11 protein-coding genes and 1 pseudogene are annotated in these 16,007 nt (G+C 72.6%); 8 read left to right on the top strand and 4 right to left on the bottom strand.

Annotated features, from left to right (window positions below; translation table 11 throughout):
• The first annotated feature begins 250 nt into the window (after positions 1 to 250).
• On the top strand, positions 251 to 1,447 hold the full coding sequence (locus tag ACH4ZX_RS09390) for a globin domain-containing protein (RefSeq protein ID WP_398269962.1): 1,197 nt from the start codon (positions 251 to 253) through the stop codon (positions 1,445 to 1,447).
• A 17-nt stretch (positions 1,448 to 1,464) separates the two neighbouring features.
• Here the strand turns inward: ACH4ZX_RS09390 and ACH4ZX_RS09385 are convergent, their stop codons facing one another.
• Positions 1,465 to 1,905, bottom strand: a complete 441-nt coding sequence (locus ACH4ZX_RS09385) for an RrF2 family transcriptional regulator (protein ID WP_398269959.1) — start codon at positions 1,903 to 1,905, stop codon at positions 1,465 to 1,467.
• Between the two features lie 171 nt (positions 1,906 to 2,076).
• Here ACH4ZX_RS09385 and ACH4ZX_RS09380 point away from each other — a divergent pair, with 171 nt between their 5' ends.
• Positions 2,077 to 2,745, top strand: coding sequence for a DUF3105 domain-containing protein (locus tag ACH4ZX_RS09380; RefSeq protein ID WP_398269956.1), 669 nt, complete (start codon positions 2,077 to 2,079; stop codon positions 2,743 to 2,745).
• Positions 2,742 to 3,365, top strand: a complete 624-nt coding sequence (locus ACH4ZX_RS09375) for a DUF305 domain-containing protein (protein ID WP_398269953.1) — start codon at positions 2,742 to 2,744, stop codon at positions 3,363 to 3,365. Before ACH4ZX_RS09380 ends, ACH4ZX_RS09375 begins: the two co-directional genes overlap by 4 nt.
• Positions 3,366 to 3,470: 105 nt before the next feature.
• On the opposite strand, the gene ACH4ZX_RS09370 is transcribed toward ACH4ZX_RS09375, so the two are convergent.
• Complete coding sequence (locus tag ACH4ZX_RS09370) at positions 3,471 to 4,175, bottom strand: TetR/AcrR family transcriptional regulator C-terminal domain-containing protein (RefSeq protein ID WP_398269950.1); 705 nt, start codon at positions 4,173 to 4,175, stop codon at positions 3,471 to 3,473.
• Positions 4,176 to 4,270: 95 nt separating this feature from the next.
• Here ACH4ZX_RS09370 and ACH4ZX_RS09365 point away from each other — a divergent pair, with 95 nt between their 5' ends.
• The 4 genes from ACH4ZX_RS09365 to ACH4ZX_RS09350 all read left to right on the top strand — a co-directional run bounded on the left by ACH4ZX_RS09365 (position 4,271) and on the right by ACH4ZX_RS09350 (position 10,789).
• The gene (locus tag ACH4ZX_RS09365) at positions 4,271 to 5,875 is read left to right on the top strand and encodes an MFS transporter (RefSeq protein WP_398269947.1); all 1,605 of its coding nucleotides are present in this window, start codon (positions 4,271 to 4,273) and stop codon (positions 5,873 to 5,875) included.
• A gap of 104 nt (positions 5,876 to 5,979) precedes the next feature.
• A complete protein-coding gene (locus tag ACH4ZX_RS09360) occupies positions 5,980 to 7,920 on the top strand; it encodes a protease pro-enzyme activation domain-containing protein (RefSeq protein ID WP_398269944.1) in 1,941 nt (646 codons plus the stop codon).
• Positions 7,921 to 8,103: 183 nt separating this feature from the next.
• The gene (locus tag ACH4ZX_RS09355) at positions 8,104 to 8,652 is read left to right on the top strand and encodes a putative immunity protein (RefSeq protein WP_398270205.1); all 549 of its coding nucleotides are present in this window, start codon (positions 8,104 to 8,106) and stop codon (positions 8,650 to 8,652) included.
• A gap of 70 nt (positions 8,653 to 8,722) precedes the next feature.
• Positions 8,723 to 10,789: an NAD(+) synthase gene (locus ACH4ZX_RS09350; protein ID WP_398270202.1), complete on the top strand. Its 2,067-nt coding sequence runs from the start codon at positions 8,723 to 8,725 to the stop codon at positions 10,787 to 10,789.
• 63 nt (positions 10,790 to 10,852) lie between these two features.
• Here the strand turns inward: ACH4ZX_RS09350 and ACH4ZX_RS09345 are convergent, their stop codons facing one another.
• The gene (locus tag ACH4ZX_RS09345; protein WP_398269941.1) at positions 10,853 to 14,728 is read right to left on the bottom strand and encodes a helix-turn-helix domain-containing protein; all 3,876 of its coding nucleotides are present in this window, start codon (positions 14,726 to 14,728) and stop codon (positions 10,853 to 10,855) included.
• A 289-nt stretch (positions 14,729 to 15,017) separates the two neighbouring features.
• Between ACH4ZX_RS09345 and ACH4ZX_RS09340 the strand changes: the two genes are divergently transcribed.
• On the top strand, positions 15,018 to 15,647 hold the full coding sequence (locus tag ACH4ZX_RS09340; RefSeq protein ID WP_398269938.1) for a hypothetical protein: 630 nt from the start codon (positions 15,018 to 15,020) through the stop codon (positions 15,645 to 15,647).
• Between the two features lie 47 nt (positions 15,648 to 15,694).
• Here the strand turns inward: ACH4ZX_RS09340 and ACH4ZX_RS09335 are convergent.
• A pseudogene (locus ACH4ZX_RS09335) lies at positions 15,695 to 15,922 on the bottom strand (helix-turn-helix domain-containing protein); the annotation flags it as partial.
• Positions 15,923 to 16,007: the final 85 nt, after the last annotated feature.

Below are 16,007 nucleotides of genomic sequence, written 5' to 3'. Positions count from 1 at the left end.
CAGCATTTCATGCGCGTTGCCGCACATGATCGGCCGTCCGACCCCGGCCTGAACGCCTCGCGTCCGGCAGGTGTACGGCGGTGACGGGCCGACGCCCATCCGCGACGCCCACCGCCCATCTTGCCTGTTCGCGCCGACATCCGTAATGGCCGGATGTGCGCGTGCGTGAGCGACGCCACGTCCGCTTAATTTGCATCTCAAATGCAAGTTTTACTAGCGTGATCGATCAGTTGAGACCCGAGGAGCCACCATGCTGTCCGAACAGTCCGCCGCCACCGTCCGCGCCACCCTCCCCGCCGTGGGCGCGCACCTGGACGAGATCACCGAGCGCTTCTACGCCGGCATGTTCGCCGCCCGGCCCGAACTGCTGCGCGACCTCTTCAACCGCGGCAACCAGGCGGCCGGCACCCAGCGCCAGGCACTGGCCGGTTCCATCGCCGCCTTCGCGACGCACCTGCTGGACCACCCGGACCACCGGCCGGACGCGATGCTGTCCCGCATCGCCCACAAGCATGCCTCGCTCGGCGTCACGCCGGACCAGTACGCGATCGTCCACGAGCACCTGTTCGCCGCCATCGCCGGCGTGCTCGGCGAGGCCGTCACGCCCGAGGTGGCCGCCGCCTGGGACGAGGTCTACTGGCTGATGGCGAACGCGCTGGTCGCGATCGAGAAGCGGCTGTACGAGGAGGCCGGCGACCCCGGCTGGCGGCAGTGGGAGGTCGTCGAGCGCGCGACCGAGACCGACGACGTCGTCACCTTCCGGCTGCGCCCGGTGGACGGCGGTCCGGTGCCCGGCTTCCGGGCGGGCCAGTACGTCTCGGTACGCGTCGAGCTGCCGGACGGCGCCCGCCAGATACGCCAGTACAGCCTCACCGGGGCGCCCGGCTCGACGGAGCGGCAGATCAGCGTCAAGCGGGTGAACGGGGACGGCTCGGCGCCCGACGGCGAGGTCTCCCACCACCTCCACACGCACGCGCGTGCGGGCAGCGTCCTGGAGCTGTCCGCCCCCTACGGCGACCTCGTCCTGGACGACGCCGCGGACACGCCGCTGCTGCTGGCGTCCGCCGGCATCGGCGTGACCCCGATCGTCGCGATGCTGGCCCAGCTCGCGGAGACCGGCCACCGCGCCCCGGTCACCGTCGTGCACGGCGACCGCTCCCCCGCCGCGCACGCCCTGCGCGCCGACCACGTCGCCTACACGAGCAAGCTCGCGGAGGCGTCGGTCCACTTCTGGTACGAGGCGGACGCCGGCGAGTCCGGCCGCACCGGCCTGGTCGACCTCGCGGACGTGGACGTGCCCGCCGGCACGCGCGCGTACCTGTGCGGCCCGCTGCCCTTCATGCGCAGGGTGCGGACGCAGCTGATCGAGAAGGGCGTGGCGCCGGCCGACATCCACTACGAGGTGTTCGGACCGGACCTGTGGCTGGCGCAGGAGGGCCAGGAGTAACGGAGACGTTCGGCGGTTCACGGAGCCACCCTGCCGATCTGCAGCAGCATCGAGCCGGCGGGGGCGGCGACCATGTCCGCGATGGTGAGCGGGTCCAGCGAGGCGAAGAACGCCTCCTGGGCCCGCTTCAGCGCGCCGCGCAGCCGGCAGTCGGAGCTCAGCGGGCAGGGCGTGACGCCCTCGCACTCGACGACCTCGGTGACGCCCTCGAAGGCGCGCGTCACACCCCCCACGGACGCCGTGCGGCCCTTCTCGGTGAGCGCGAGCCCGCCGCCCCGGCCGCGGCGGGCGTCGACCAGGCCCATGCGCTGCAATTCGGCCACGACCTTCGCGACGTGCGTGTACGGAGCCGACACCGCGGACGCGACGTCCCGGGTGGTGGGGATCGCGGCGGCGTCCGCCACGGCCAGCTGCATGAGCACACGCAGAGCCAGGTCGGTGGATCGCAACAGCCGCATGCCAGCAGAGTAGGTAATACGCATCCGCGATACAACTTTTCCGGCGACCTGCTCGGCCCCGTATCGATCCGGTCTTTCCCCGGCGCCTTCGGTCTGCCGCCCGGTGCGCGCCATTACGATCAGCGGACCGGACCGGTCCCCTTTCCCCAGTTCCCCAGAAGGACACACCCCATGGGCTCGAAGACCACCAGCGCGGCACGCAAGGCGCGCATAGAGGAGATGCGGCGCGCGGAACAGGCTCGCGAGCGGCGAAACCGGATACTCGTCGTCGCGGCCAGTGTGGTGGCCGTGGCCGGTCTCGTCGTCGGCGGGGTCTTCGTCGTCCGGTCGCAGTCGGACGACTCCGGCGGGGCGTCGTCCGACGCGAAGGGCTCGGGCGACTCCGGTCACTTCGTGACCGGCAAGGACGGTGTGCGCACCTGGTCGGGCAAGCTCTCCCGGACGCACGTCGGCACGTCGGTGGCCTACCCCATGCATCCCCCGGTGGGCGGCAACCACAATCCGGTGTGGCTCAACTGCAACGGCAACGTCTACACCGAGCCGGTGCAGGACGTGAACGCCGTGCACTCGCTGGAGCACGGCGCGGTGTGGGTGACGTACACCGACAAGGCGGCCAAGAGCGACGTCGCCGCGCTCGCGGCGAAGGTGAAGAAGACGCCGTACACCCTGATGAGTCCGTACGCGAAGCAGGCGGCGCCGCTGATGCTGTCGGCGTGGGGCCACCAGCTCACCGTCAAGAGCGCCGACGACCCGGCGGTGGACAAGTTCTTCGCCACCTATGTGCAGGGCAAGCAGACGCCCGAGCCGGGTGCCTCGTGCACCGGCGGGAGGATGAAGTGAGGCTCGTCGGCTGGATCGCGGGCGCCGCCGCGGCGGCGCTCGTCGCGGCCGGTGCGATCACCTACGCGGCCGCGGAGGACGACGGCGGCGGCAAGGTGCCGGCCGCCGACTCCGCGGACGCCGGTTTCGCGCGGGACATGGCGGTCCATCACCAGCAGGCCGTGGAGATGTCGTACATCGTGCGCGACCGCACCAAGGACACGGAGGTGCGGCGGCTCGCCTACGACATCGCGCAGACGCAGGCCAACCAGCGCGGCATGCTGCTGGGCTGGCTGGACCTGTGGGGGCTGCCGAAGGTGTCGGCCGACGCGCCGATGACCTGGATGGGCATGGGTGACATGACCTCCGGCTCCGGCGACGGCGCGCTGATGCCGGGCATGGCCACCGACACCGAGATGAAGAAGCTCGGCACGCTCAGCGGCAGGCAGGCGGAGGTCTTCTACCTCCAGTTGATGACGGACCATCACAAGGGCGGCGTCCACATGGCCGAGGGCTGCGCGGCCAAGTGCACGGTCGGCGTGGAGAAGCGGCTGGCCCAGGGCATGGTCGAGGCGCAGGAGTCGGAGATCGCCCTCATGGCGGACATGCTCAAGGAACGGGGCGCGAAGCCCAGGCCGTAGCGGCACGACGCCCGGGCCGTAGCGGCGCGACGCCCGGGCCGTAGCCGCGCGAAGCCCGGGCCGTAGGCAGCGTGGGGCCCCATGCTGCCTGCCACCGCAGCGGGTTCAGTTGTCCGGATGTGCGGGGTTCTCGGTGCGCAGGGTTGCCAGGCCGTCGAGGAGACGTTCGAGGCCGAAGGCGAAGCGGTCGTCCATGGACGGGGTGGTGAGGTCGCCGGCCAGGGCGACGAGGTTCGGGAACGTCGTCTCCGGCAGTCCGCGCAGTCGGTCGGCCGCCGCCCGGGCGACCTCGGAACGGCTGGCGCCCTCGGTCTCGGACGCGGAGATGGGTGACTGCTCCTGGAGCACGAAGCCCTGGACGAAGGCGCCGAGAAGGTAGTTGGCCAGGGCGGCGTCGGCGTCGGAGAATCCGGCTTCACGCAGCCGGTCCAACTGGTCCTCCATGAGACGCAGCAGGTTCTGGCCCAGTGCGAGCCGCCCCGCGACGACCTTGGCGGAGTCGCGTTTGCCGAGCAGGTGGCGCCGGTAGCGCAGCGAGTACTCACGGAGCTGCTCCCGCCAGTCGCCCTGCCTGGGCGGCGGCTCGGCATCGGCCATGAGTTCGTCGGCGAGCAGGTCCAGCAGCTGTTCCTTGTTGCGGACGTGCCAGTACAGGGAGGCTGCCTTCACTCCCAGTTCGGCGGCGACCTTGCGCATCGACAGCCCGCCGACGCCCTCACGTTCCAGCACTCGCAGGGCCGCCGCGAGGAGCGACTGGCGGGTCAGTCCCGGCTGCGCGGCGCCCTCGGCCGCACCGCTGTCTCGTACCACCGGCCACCCTCCGTCGAAAGAGCCGGTTTGCAATCTAACACCGTTAGGGGCACGCTGTCGGCTCCAGGTACCGACTAACACCGTTAGGGAATGTGATGGAGGAGTTGACCTCCCGGCGCAAGAGGCTCGTGCTGGCCGTCCTGTGCGCCACGATGTTCATGGCGATGCTCGACAACGTCATCGTCAACAACGCCCTGCCCCGCATCGGGCAGCAGCTGCACGCCGGCGTCAGCGGACTCCAGTGGGTGGTCGAGGGGTACAGCCTGGTCTACGCCGCCCTCCTGCTCACCGGCGGCACACTCGGCGACCGGTACGGCCGCAGACGGGTCTTCCTCACCGGACTGGCGCTGTTCACGGCAGGATCCGCGGCGGCGGCACTGTCCGGGTCGATCGGCCTGCTGATCGCCGCGCGGATGCTGCAAGGACTCGGCGCGGCACTGCTCACGCCGGGCAGCCTGTCGATCCTGCGGCACGTCTTCACCGACGAAAGGGAGCGGGCCCGGGCGGTCGGGCTCTGGTCCGGTGTCTCCGCCCTGGGCCTGACGATCGGTCCGGTCCTGGGCGGGCCGCTGGTGGACGCGTTCGGCTGGGCCAGTGTGTTCTGGGTCAACGTTCCGATCGGAGTGGCGGGGCTGCTGCTCGCCGCCCGGGTGCTCCCGGAGTTCGCGGGCCGGGCCAGGCGGGTGGACCTTCCGGGCCAGTCGCTGTCGGTGCTCGGCTTCGGCGCGCTGGTCTACGCCCTCGTCGAAGGGCCGGCCCGCGGCTGGACCGACGTCCGTGTCCTGACCCTCGCGGCGGTGGCGGCAGCAGCCCTGTCGGTCTTCGTCGCGGTCGAACTCCGCACCCCCGAACCCATGTTGGACCTGCGCTTCTTCCGGGACCCGGCGCTCAGCGGAGCCGCGGTGAGCGGATTCATGATCAGCTTCGGCATGTTCGGCGCCTCGTTCTTCCTGCCGTTGCTCATGCAGGACGTGATGGGCTGGGCGCCGTCGGGCGCGGGCCTGGCAGGGCTGCCCATGACCGCGATGATCGCCGTCGCCGCGCCGCTGTCCGCCGCCCTCACCGCGCGCCTGGGCCCCCGGATTCCCCTGGTGACCGGCCTGGTGTTGTGCGCGACGGCTCTCGGCGGCCTCTCGTTCTACGGTCAGCACGCCCGCTACCTCGAATATCTGTGGGTGCTGCTCGCCATGGGCATCGGCATGGGGATGAGCTTCACGCCGGTGTCCGTCATGGTCATGAAGCGCGTCCCGCTCGCCCAGGCCGGCATGGCCTCCGCGACCCTGAACATGCTGCGCGAGCTCGGCGGCGTCGTCGGCGTCGCCGCCCTGGGAGCCGTCCTCAGCAGCCGCCTGGCCGCCACATTGAGCGGATCGCTCGATCGGCTGGACGTTGCCCCCGAGACCCGGCACACCATCGCGACCTCGGCCGTCGGCACGGGAGCAGACGGAACCCGGGCCCTGCCCGCGTCCGTGCAGGCCGCCGTGGACACCGCCTTCGTCGACGGGCTCCATCTGGCACTGCGCTGCGGCGGCGCGGCCATGGCCGCCGCGGCCGTGCTCGTGGCCGTCCTCCTCCGCCCGACAGCGAACCGGGCCACCGCGCCAGCGGGCGAAGCGCCTCAAATCACCCATAAATCGCGTCTCTTGGGCTCTTCTTGGTCTGCGCATTCCCCTGGCATGAACGGTTCATCGAAAGAGTGACCCCTACCGTTTGATCCATTTCCGCGCCTCCGCCGCGGCCCGGTTCTACGCGGATCACACGGCGACCGACCACACGTGCGAAGAACCGCATCGCAGGGGGTTCTATGAGATCAAACCGCGCCAAGATGCGTGCCGGAGTGAGCCTGGCAGCGACACTGCCGATGCTCGCCGGCGCGCTGGCGCTCGGCATACCCGCGGCGCACGCCGCGGACCACCCGGGCCGGGACGCGCTCACGGGCACCAAGCCCGCGTGGGCCACGGCCAAGGCCGACAAGGGCGCCACCTCCGACGGCGCCCGGGTCACCGCCCGGGTCTACCTGGCGGGCCGGGACGCCTCCGGCCTCGCCGCCTACGCGAAGGCCGTCTCCGACCCGAACTCGGCGGCGTACGGCCACTACCTGAGCGCCCGTAAGGCGCAGGCCCGCTTCGGCGCGACCAAGGCCCAGGTGGCCGCGGTCAAGTCGTGGCTGAGGTCCGCGGGTCTGAAGGTCACCGGCGTCACGCGGCACTACGTCACCGTCACCGGTGACGTCGCCGCCGTCGAGAAGGCCTTCGGCACCCAGCTGCACGACTACGCCAAGGGCTCCAAGACCTACCGCGCGCCCGCGAAGACGGCCTCGGTGCCGGAGAGCCTGAAGGGCGCCGTCCTGACGGTCACCGGCCTGGACAACGCCCCGCACAAGGCCACCCACGACGACCAACTGCCCCCGCCGGATGCGGTGTTCAAGAACTCGGGGCCGTTCTCGTCGTACTACGGCTCGAACATCGCCACCGGTCTGCCGGAGGCGTACGGCCAGAAGATCCCGTACGCCGTCAAGGGCTACACCGGCAAGCAGCTGCGCGCCGCCTACGGCGCGGGCAGCCGCACGGGCAAGGGCGTGCGCGTCGCCATCACCGACGCCTACGCCTCGCCGACCATCGCCTACGACGCGGCCACCTACGCGAACAAGCACGGCGACGCGGCGTACACCACCGGGCAGTTGAAGCAGGTGCTGCCCAACAAGTACACCAAGACCCAGGAGTGCGGCGCGGCCGGCTGGTACGGCGAGGAGACCCTCGACGTCGAGGCCGTGCACGCGGTCGCGCCGGGCGCGCAGATCACGTACGTGGGCGCCGCGTCCTGCTACGACGACGACCTGCTCGACTCGCTCGGCAAGATCGTCGACAACCACCTGGCCGACATCGTCTCCAACTCCTGGGGCGACATCGAGGCCAACCAGACGCCGGACCTCGCCGCGGCCTACGACCAGGTCTTCCAGTTCGGCGCGGTCGAGGGCATCGGCTTCTACTTCTCCTCCGGCGACAACGGCGACGAGGTCGACAACACCGGTGTGAAGCAGGTCGACACCCCGGCCAACTCGGCGTGGGTGACGGCGGTCGGCGGCACCTCGCTGGCCGTCGGCAAGGACAACAGGTACCTGTGGGAGACCGGCTGGGGCACCGAGAAGGCCGTGCTGTCGGACGACGGCGCGAGCTGGGTGAACTTCCCCGGCGCGTTCACCTCGGGTGCGGGCGGCGGCACCAGCAGGACGGTCGCCGAGCCCTACTACCAGAAGGGCGTCGTGCCGGACGCGCTCGCCAAGGCCAACAGCGCCGACGGCAACCGCGTCGTCCCGGACATCGCGGCGGTCGGCGACCCGAACACCGGTTTCAAGGTCGGCCAGACGCAGACCTTCCCGGACGGGACCGAGCAGTACAGCGAGTACCGCATCGGCGGCACCTCGCTCGCCGCTCCGGTCATCGCGGCCGTCCAGGCGCTCGCCCAGGAGGCCCGCGGCGGCAAGGCGATCGGCTTCGCCAACCCGGCGATCTACGCCAAGTACGGCTCGAAGGCGTACCACGACGTGACCGACGACCCGACGGGCTCCGGCCTGGCGGTGGCCCGCGTCGACTTCGCCAACGGCTACGACGCGGCGGACGGCCTGATCACCTCGGTCCGCAGCCTCGGCAAGGACAGCTCGCTGTCCGCGGTGAAGGGCTACGACGACGTCACCGGCGTGGGCACCCCCGCGAACGGCTACGTCGAGTCCTACCGCCGCCACTGAGGCCCGCCCCCGACGGTTCCCGACGCTGTCGGTGAATCCCGGGGCCGATCCTGACGTCGGCCTTCACGACCCGTCGTGGTCGTGAAGGCCGACGTGCGTCCGGGGCTATGGGACGGCGCGCCGCCGCGCCTTCCGCGATCCGGTGCGATGCGGCCGTCCGGCGCGATCGTGGAAGATGAGGCCATGACCGGGGGCACGGACGAGATCGCCTTGAGCAAGCAGGACCTTCGTGAGGTCACCGCGTTCGCCGCGGCGTGTGCGGAGGTGGTGCTCGCGTTGTTCGAGGCCGATCAGCCGGGCGACTCGCGCCCACGGGACGCTGTCGGTGCCGCGTGGGAGTTCGCTCGGGGTGGCGAACGCGGGAAAGCTCTGCGCGACACGGCGTTTGCGGCCCTCAAAGCGGCCAAGGACGCGGACAGCGCGGCTGCCCGCGAGGCGGCGTGGGCGGCGATGTCCGCGGCGGGCGCCGCCTACCTGCACCCGCTGGCCAAGGCCACCCAGGTCAAGCACATTCTCGGGGCCGCCGCCCACGCGGCCAGAGCGGCCGAACTCGCCGCGGGCGACGACCGGAGCGTCGGTGCCGAAAGCCTCGGGCGGACGGTGCGCCGTGCGACGCCGGTCGTCGTCGACGTGCTCAGACGCTTCCCGGCGGCGCCCGGTGGCGGCGGACGGGTCGGTGAGTTGATCCGCGTGCTGGACGCCGAACTGCGTTCACTCACCCTCGCTGAGTGACCATCGAGCCGGGGCCGCACCGCTATCGCGTCGGTCTGACGATTACACTGGGCGCGTGTCTCCGTCTCCGTTGAACTTCTGGTCGATCTATCAGCACGGCTTCGCGCGGGTCGCCGCCTGCACGGGCCACACCGTGATCGCCGATCCGCCCGCCAACGCCGAGGCGGTGCTGCGGCAGGCGCGCCGGTGTGCCGAGGAGGGGGTCGCCGTCGCGGTCTTCCCGGAGATGGTGCTGTGCGGCTACTCGATCGAGGACCTGCTGCTCCAGGACGCGCTGCTGGACGGCGTCGAGGCGGCCCTCGCGAGCGTGGTGGCCGGGTCGGCCGAGCTGCTGCCGGTGCTGGTCGTCGGCGCCCCGCTGCGGCACCGCAACCGGATCTACAACTGCGCCGTGGTCGTGCACCGCGGGCGGATCCTCGGTGTCGTGCCGAAGTCGTACCCGCCGAACTACCGCGAGTTCTACGAGCGCCGGCAGCTCGCCGGGGGCGACGACGAGCGCGGCGGGACGATCCGGGTCGGCGGCGAGGCCGTGCCGTTCGGGGTGGACCTGCTCTTCGAGGCGGCGGACGTGCCCGGGCTGGTGCTGCACGCCGAGGTCTGCGAGGACATGTGGGTGCCGGTGCCGCCGAGCGCGGAGGCCGCGCTGGCCGGCGCGACCGTCCTGGCCAACCTCTCCGGCAGCCCCATCACGGTCGGGCGGGCCGAGGACCGCAGGCTGCTGTGCCGTTCGGCGTCCTCCCGCTGCCTCGCCGCGTACGTCTACGCGGCGGCCGGCCTGGGCGAGTCGACCACCGACCTGTCCTGGGACGGGCAGGCCATGATCTACGAGAACGGGGTGCTGCTCGACGAGTCGGACCGCTTCCCGCTCGCCGACCAGCACGCCGTCGCCGACGTCGACCTCGACCTGCTGCGGCAGGAGCGGCAGCGGATGGGCACCTTCGACGACAACCGGCGCACGCACAGCGCGCGCACCGGCGACTTCCGCACCGTGACGTTCACGCTCGAACCGCCGCTCACCGACCTCGGGCTGCGGCGGCGGGTGGAGCGGTTCCCGTTCGTGCCGGCCGACCCCGACCGTCTCGCCCTGGACTGCTACGAGGCGTACAACATCCAGGTCGCGGGCCTCCAGCAGCGGCTGGCCGCGATCGGCGGGCCGAAGGTGGTCATCGGGGTGTCCGGCGGCCTCGACTCCACGCACGCGCTGATCGTCGCCGCCCGCGCCATGGACCGCGCGGGCCGCCCGCGCAGCGACATCCTGGCGTTCACCCTGCCCGGTTTCGCCACCAGCGACCACACCAAGGACAACGCCCACAAGCTGATGAACTCGCTCGGCGTGACCGCGGCCGAGCTGGACATCACGCCGACGGCACGGCTGATGCTGAAGGAGATGGGCCACCCGTTCGCCTCCGGCGAGCCGGTGTACGACGTCACCTTCGAGAACGTGCAGGCCGGACTGCGCACCGACTACCTGTTCCGGCTCGCCAACCAGCGCGACGGCATCGTCCTCGGCACCGGTGACCTGTCGGAGCTGGCGCTCGGCTGGTCCACGTACGGCGTGGGCGACCAGATGAGCCACTACAACGTCAACGGCGGGGTGCCGAAGACGCTGATCCAGCACCTCATCCGGTGGGTCATCAGCAGCGGCCAGTTCGGCGAGGAGACCGGCGACACGCTCGCCGCGATCCTCGACACCGAGATCAGCCCGGAGCTGGTCCCCGGCGAGGAGATGCAGTCGACGGAGTCGAAGATCGGCCCGTACGCGCTGCACGACTTCACGCTCTTCCACGTGCTGCGCTACGGCTTCCGGCCGTCGAAGATCGCCTTCCTGGCCTGGCACGCCTGGCACGACCCGGAGGCCGGCGCCTGGCCGCCGAACTTCCCGGAGGCCAAGCGGGTGGCCTACGACCTCGCGGAGATCCGGCGCTGGCTGGAGGTGTTCTGCCGCCGCTTCTTCGCGTTCGCCCAGTTCAAGCGCTCGGCCATGCCGAACGGGCCGAAGGTCTCGGCGGGCGGCTCGCTCTCCCCGCGCGGCGACTGGCGCGCCCCGTCGGACGGCAACGCGCGCGCCTGGCTGCGGGACCTGGCCCGGTTCGACGACCCTGCTGCCCCTGACGACCCTGACGACCCTGCGGCCTGAGCGCGTCGACGGAGGGGGGCCGGGCCGCCGGTTTCGTCCAGGCCGGCGGCCGGCGTACCCGGCTCAACAGGTGTGCCGGTAGGGGAGGTTCGGGAGGTAGGCCTTCCAGTCGGGCCCGGAGAGGCCGGAGCCCGTGCGCCCGCAGACGGCCGCGGCCAGGTGACCGGGGTTCAGGTCGTACCGCTGGACCGGTGTGTGCTCGCCGGCCGCGTACAGGGCCGAGTCGTCGGGGGCGAAGGCGAGGGCGAGCGGCCGGTCGCCGGGGGCCGGCAGCGCGGAGCCCAGGAGCCGCAGGGAGGCGACGTCCCAGAGCTGTACGGTGCCGGCCTCCCCGGCGACCGCCAGGGTGCCGCCGTCGTGGGAGAAGGCCAGCGCGGACACCGCGCCGACCGTGTCCGCCTCGGTCTCCGACGCGTTGGTGTCCAGCACGCCGAGGCGCTTGCGGAGCGTGCCGTTCCAGACGGTGACGCGGCCCAGGGCGTCCCCCGAGGCCAGCAGCCCGCCGTCGGGGCTGAACGCCGCGGCCTTGTTGGCGCCCTCGCCGAGGAGGCGCGGCTCGACCCGTCCCCGCGCCCGCAGTTCGGCCACCACGCCCTCCGAGGTGACCAGCCGGTCACCGGCGGAGTTCAGCACCGGGTCGACGCCGGTGGAGCTGCCCTCGGTGACGCCGGTCATGCGGCTGCCGTGCACGGAGCGCACCCGCTCGCGCCGTCTGAGGTCCCAGACCTCGGCGGACACCGGGTCCGTGGCCCGGTACACCACCAGGGTGCGGGCGTGGGAGTCCAGTGCCAGCCCGGCGAGGGCGTTCCCCCCGTCCGCGGGGCGGATCCTGACGGTGGCGTAGGTACGACGGCGGCGGACGTCCCACACGGTGACCGTCGCCTCGTCCGGGCCGCCGTCCCGCCCGTCCGCCCCCACGTCCGACCCGTCCGCCCCCACGCCCGGCCCGTCCGCCCCCACGCCCGGCCCGTCCGCCCCCACGCCCGGTCCGCTCGCCTCCACGCCCCCTCCGTCCGGCTCCCCGCCCCGGCCGTAGGCGACGTACCGGCCGTCGGGGCTGATCGCGGCGAGGTCGGAGCAGAACGACTCGGGAGTCTCCTCGGGGCACATGTCCGTCTCGGGGGCGAGGAGGACCCGCCCGCTGCGGGTGTCCACGGCCTCCAGCCGGGGCACGCCGCGCACCGTGCGGAAGCGGGCCAGCACCCGGCCGTCGGCGGAGAGCCGTGCCCAGCGGGCCGGCTTCTCCTGGTCCCACCGGCCGGTCGTCGACCGTCCCAGGCTCAGCGACCGGACCACGGTCCCCAGCTCGTTGAGGTAACGCACCGTTCCCGTCGGACCGTCGAAGGCGATGTCCCCGGCCTCCCCGGCCGGCAGCCGCTGCGTGAGCACGGGCGTGCCGGGGCTCGCCGACCGCCACAGCAGCAGCGCCCTGCCGCTCATGGCCAGGACGAAGTCACCGTGCGCGCTGAACCGCGCGTCGCTCACCGGGTCGGACTCCAGGGCGGGCAGCGCGCGCCCGGTGCGCAGGTCCCACCGGCGGATTCCGTGGTCGCCGGTGAGCGCGAGGGTCCGGCCGTCCGGCGAGACGGCGAGCACGCCCTCACCGCAGTGGCCGGGTCTCACCCGCGCCGTCCAGGACCCGGCGGACTTCCGCCGGTGTCCGACGTCCCACACCTCCAGGCCGCGCCGGTCCGTGCACAGGGCGAGCGTCCGGCCGTCGGGGCCGAGCGCGAAGGACTGGAGGCTTTCGTCGTCGCCCTCCCTGATCCGCAGGAGCCTGCGGTGGCCGCGCAGGTCCCAGACCTGGACGGACGGGTTCGTGTCGAAGGGGAGGTCCTGCACCACCAGGGTGCGTCCGTCGCGGCTGAAGTACGGCGCCTCCAGCACCGCCGGTGCGGCCAGGGTCCCCGTCACCCGGGCGGCCCGGACGTCCCAGAGCTTGACCGCCTCGTCCGTCGCCACCGCGAGGGTCCGGCCGTCCGGGCTGACGGCGACCGAGGCGCCGCCGTCCATCAGGCGTCCGGGGCCCGGCACGGAGCGCGTGAGGCGGTGGGTGCGCAGGTCCCAGGTCCTGACCCGGTCCGCCGTGACGGACACCACCTGCCGGCCGTCCGAGGTCAGCCGGCGCACCTCGTTGCCGGACAGGTCGTCGGGGCCCTGATCGGCGCCCGGCACCGGGAACACGTCCTCCTCGCGCTGCGTCATGGCCCCGATCAGCGCCGACCGGGTCTCCGTCGTGTCGGCCAGCCGCCACCCGGCCACGCTGAGCCGCATCGCGGTGACGGGGTCGGAGAACCGCATGCTGTCGGCGACCGCCGCGATACGGCGGGCCTCGGCCTCCACCCGGCGGCGGTCGCCGGCCCGGTTCTGCTGCCAGGCGACCGCTCCGGCGACCAGGGCGAGGACGACCAGGACCGAGAGGCTGCCGACGACCCCTCGCCGTCGGCGGCGTTCGCCCCGCCGCGCGGCCCGGCTCGCGGTCAGGAAGGCCCGCTCCAGCGAGGTGAGCGCGGTCTCGGTGAGCTGTTCCCGCGCCGCGCGGAGCCGGGTGCCGCGGTACAGGGCGCCCGGGTCGCGGCCGAGTTCGTCCCAGGTACGTGCCGCCTCGCTCAGCCGCCGGTGCACGCGCAGCCGTTCCCGCTCGCCGTCGATCCAGCCGGACAGCCGCGGCCACGCGGTGATCAGCGCCTCGTGGGCGAGGTCGACGGTGTCGTGGCCGAGGGTGATCAGCCGGGCGCGGGCCAGCTGGTCCAGTACCCGGCGGAGGTCCGCGGAGCCGCCCGGGCCGGCGAAGTCGAGTTCGTCGCGGTCCACCGGCCGGCGGGTGTCCGCCGCGCCCTCGCCGGGGGTGATCAGCCGCAGCAGGACGAGCCGGGCGAGTTCGGCGTCCTCGGGGCCGAGCCGGGCGTAGGCGTCCTCCGCGCTCTGGGCGATGGCGCCGTGGACACCGCCGGCGGCCTCGTACGCCCGCACGGTCAGCGCCCGTCCCCGGCGCCGGCGCCAGGTCTCGTGCAGCACGTGCGACAGCAGCGGCAGCCCGCCCGGCTCGTCGGCCACCTCGCGCACCAGCCGCGCGGTCAGTTCGCGCTCGACGATCAGCCCGGCCGTTTGCGCGGGCCGCACGACCGCCTCGCGCAGTTCGGCGGGGCTCATCGGACCGACCAGCAGCCCGGCCTCGGACAACGTGTCGGCGAGGGCGCGGTGTTCGGCGCAGCGGCCGTAGAAGTCGGCTCGTACGGCGATGACGACCCGCAGTCCGCTGTCCGGGGCGCGGGCGGCGAGCAGCTCGTCGATGAACGCGGTGCGCTCCGCGGGGTCCTGGCAGAGGGTGAAGACCTCCTCGAACTGGTCCACGACGACGACGGTGTCCCCGCCCGCTCCCCCGCCGGCCGGCCGCAGCACCGGGGCGTGCACCCGCGCGGGCTGCCGCCCCGGGGTGAGGATCCGTACGGCCGCGATCCTGCTCCCGTCCCGCCCCGGCCGGCGGAGCGCCGGAACGAGCCCGGCCCGCAGCAGCGACGACTTCCCGCTGCCGGACGGCCCGAAGACCGCCGAGAACCGCCGGTCGGCCGTCAACCGCAGTAATCGGCCGACCAGTTCGTCCCGTCCGAAGAACCGTTCGTGGTCGTCCGGCTCGAACCGGGCCAGCCCCTGGTACGGCGACCGTGCCTCGCCGTCCGTCCGCTCCCGTACGGCGGATTCCTCGTCCGCCTCCCGCCACCGCCGTTCCCACTCCTCGGCCGCGCCTCCACAGGCCCGCGCGTACGCCAGGGTGACCGCGAGCGACGGCAGTTGCTCACCGGCGGCGGCCTGGGAGAGGGCGGTCACCGAGTAGTGGGCCCGCCGGGCCATCTCCCGATAGGTGATCCCGCCCGCCTCCTGCCGCAGCTTCCGTAACTCGTACGCGAACCGCTGCACCGGCCCGGCGTTCGGATCCACCGGTCGTTCTTGACGCCCCACAGGCCCGATTCCCCCCGTGCCCCCGGCCCTCGCGGCACTCGCCGCCGTGCCCCCGTCGGACGGGAGTCCTCCCGCCCCCGCCCCACGCTAGGAGCCCCGCCACTCCTTCCACAACCGCCGGACAAGCCCCTCCAGGGGACCTCCTTCTCGCCCCACCGCTTTGTTCACTGTGGCGGAAGGGGCCTGCTGAACAACCCTGACCGGCGCTGAACTCGTCGTTGTCGGCCCGACACCGCGGCCGGCGAACAGGTTCCGAACGGAGGACTCGATGAACATCCAAGCCACGCGGCCGGTGAGTTCCAGCGCGGAGGAGACCCGCGAGCGAGCGGCGGCGCCGGACACGAGGGGGACCGCGATCAGGGGCATGCGCAACAGCGTCGTCGTCGCCCTGGCGACCGCGGCCCTCGGCGCGGGCCTCGCCGTCGGCACGCCGGCCTCGGCGGCGCCCGTACCGGCGCGGGCCGCCACCGTCAGCACGGCGTCCACGACCACGCCGGCCACGCCCGCGGCACTGTCCGTCACCGGGACGTCGGCCGGGGTCTCGGCCGGGACGTCGGCCGACCGCGAGTCGATGACGTCCGCGCGGTGGTTCAACCTCTACCACGCCAAGAAGAACCGGAAGCACTGGGTCACCGCACCGGTCGTGTCCAGGGCGAAGGTCCTCCAGGTCGCCTGGCGGTGCTGGAACGGCGGTGACGGGACCAAGGGCCGCGTCTCCATCCAGCGCTACCGGTTCGGGTTCTGGTACACCGTGAGCACGTCGAGGAAGTGGCTCTGCCTCGGCGGCACGATCCACACCCGCATCAACAACGCGGCGGTGCACGGCATCTACCGCGCCTCGATCCAGCTCTCCGGCAAGAGCCACACCACCGAGGTCTGGCTGCAGAACTACGGCTGATCCGCACACCGCACGACGGTCCGCCGCCCTGGGACGGCGGACCGTCCGCGCTCGAAGTAGCCGTCCGTCCCGAGTACCCGATCCGCATGCCGCGCCAGATCGACCGGCATCCGCCGCTTGCCGTGCTCGATGTCGCTCAGGTACGTCTTGCCGTAGAAGCTGCCCTCGAGGAACGCTTCCAGCGACAGTCCCGCCGCCTCCCGCTTCCACCGCAACTCCTTGCCGTAGAAGTCGGGGACGCTGATCGAACCGTCGATGTCCTTGCGTCGGACCATGTGCTCACCGCCGTAACTCACCGTGCCGCTTCCGCCGTTCGCGTCGCGGACGCGAATCGCCTTCCACGCCGGCGGGCTCGGCGAC

The organism is Streptomyces sp. NPDC020490, from assembly GCF_044335305.1.
GTDB lineage: Bacteria > Actinomycetota > Actinomycetes > Streptomycetales > Streptomycetaceae > Streptomyces.
This window is presented reverse-complemented; position numbering and strand designations above follow the sequence as displayed.

Coding starts and splice junctions, on each gene's coding strand:
- ACH4ZX_RS09390 (WP_398269962.1), top strand. CDS start 251: ATGCTGTCCGAACAGTCCGCCGCCACCGTCCGCGCCACCCTCCCCGCC.
- ACH4ZX_RS09385 (WP_398269959.1), bottom strand. CDS start 1,905: ATGCGGCTGTTGCGATCCACCGACCTGGCTCTGCGTGTGCTCATGCAG.
- ACH4ZX_RS09380 (WP_398269956.1), top strand. CDS start 2,077: ATGGGCTCGAAGACCACCAGCGCGGCACGCAAGGCGCGCATAGAGGAG.
- ACH4ZX_RS09365 (WP_398269947.1), top strand. CDS start 4,271: ATGGAGGAGTTGACCTCCCGGCGCAAGAGGCTCGTGCTGGCCGTCCTG.
- ACH4ZX_RS09360 (WP_398269944.1), top strand. CDS start 5,980: ATGAGATCAAACCGCGCCAAGATGCGTGCCGGAGTGAGCCTGGCAGCG.
- ACH4ZX_RS09355 (WP_398270205.1), top strand. CDS start 8,104: ATGACCGGGGGCACGGACGAGATCGCCTTGAGCAAGCAGGACCTTCGT.
- ACH4ZX_RS09340 (WP_398269938.1), top strand. CDS start 15,018: ATGAACATCCAAGCCACGCGGCCGGTGAGTTCCAGCGCGGAGGAGACC.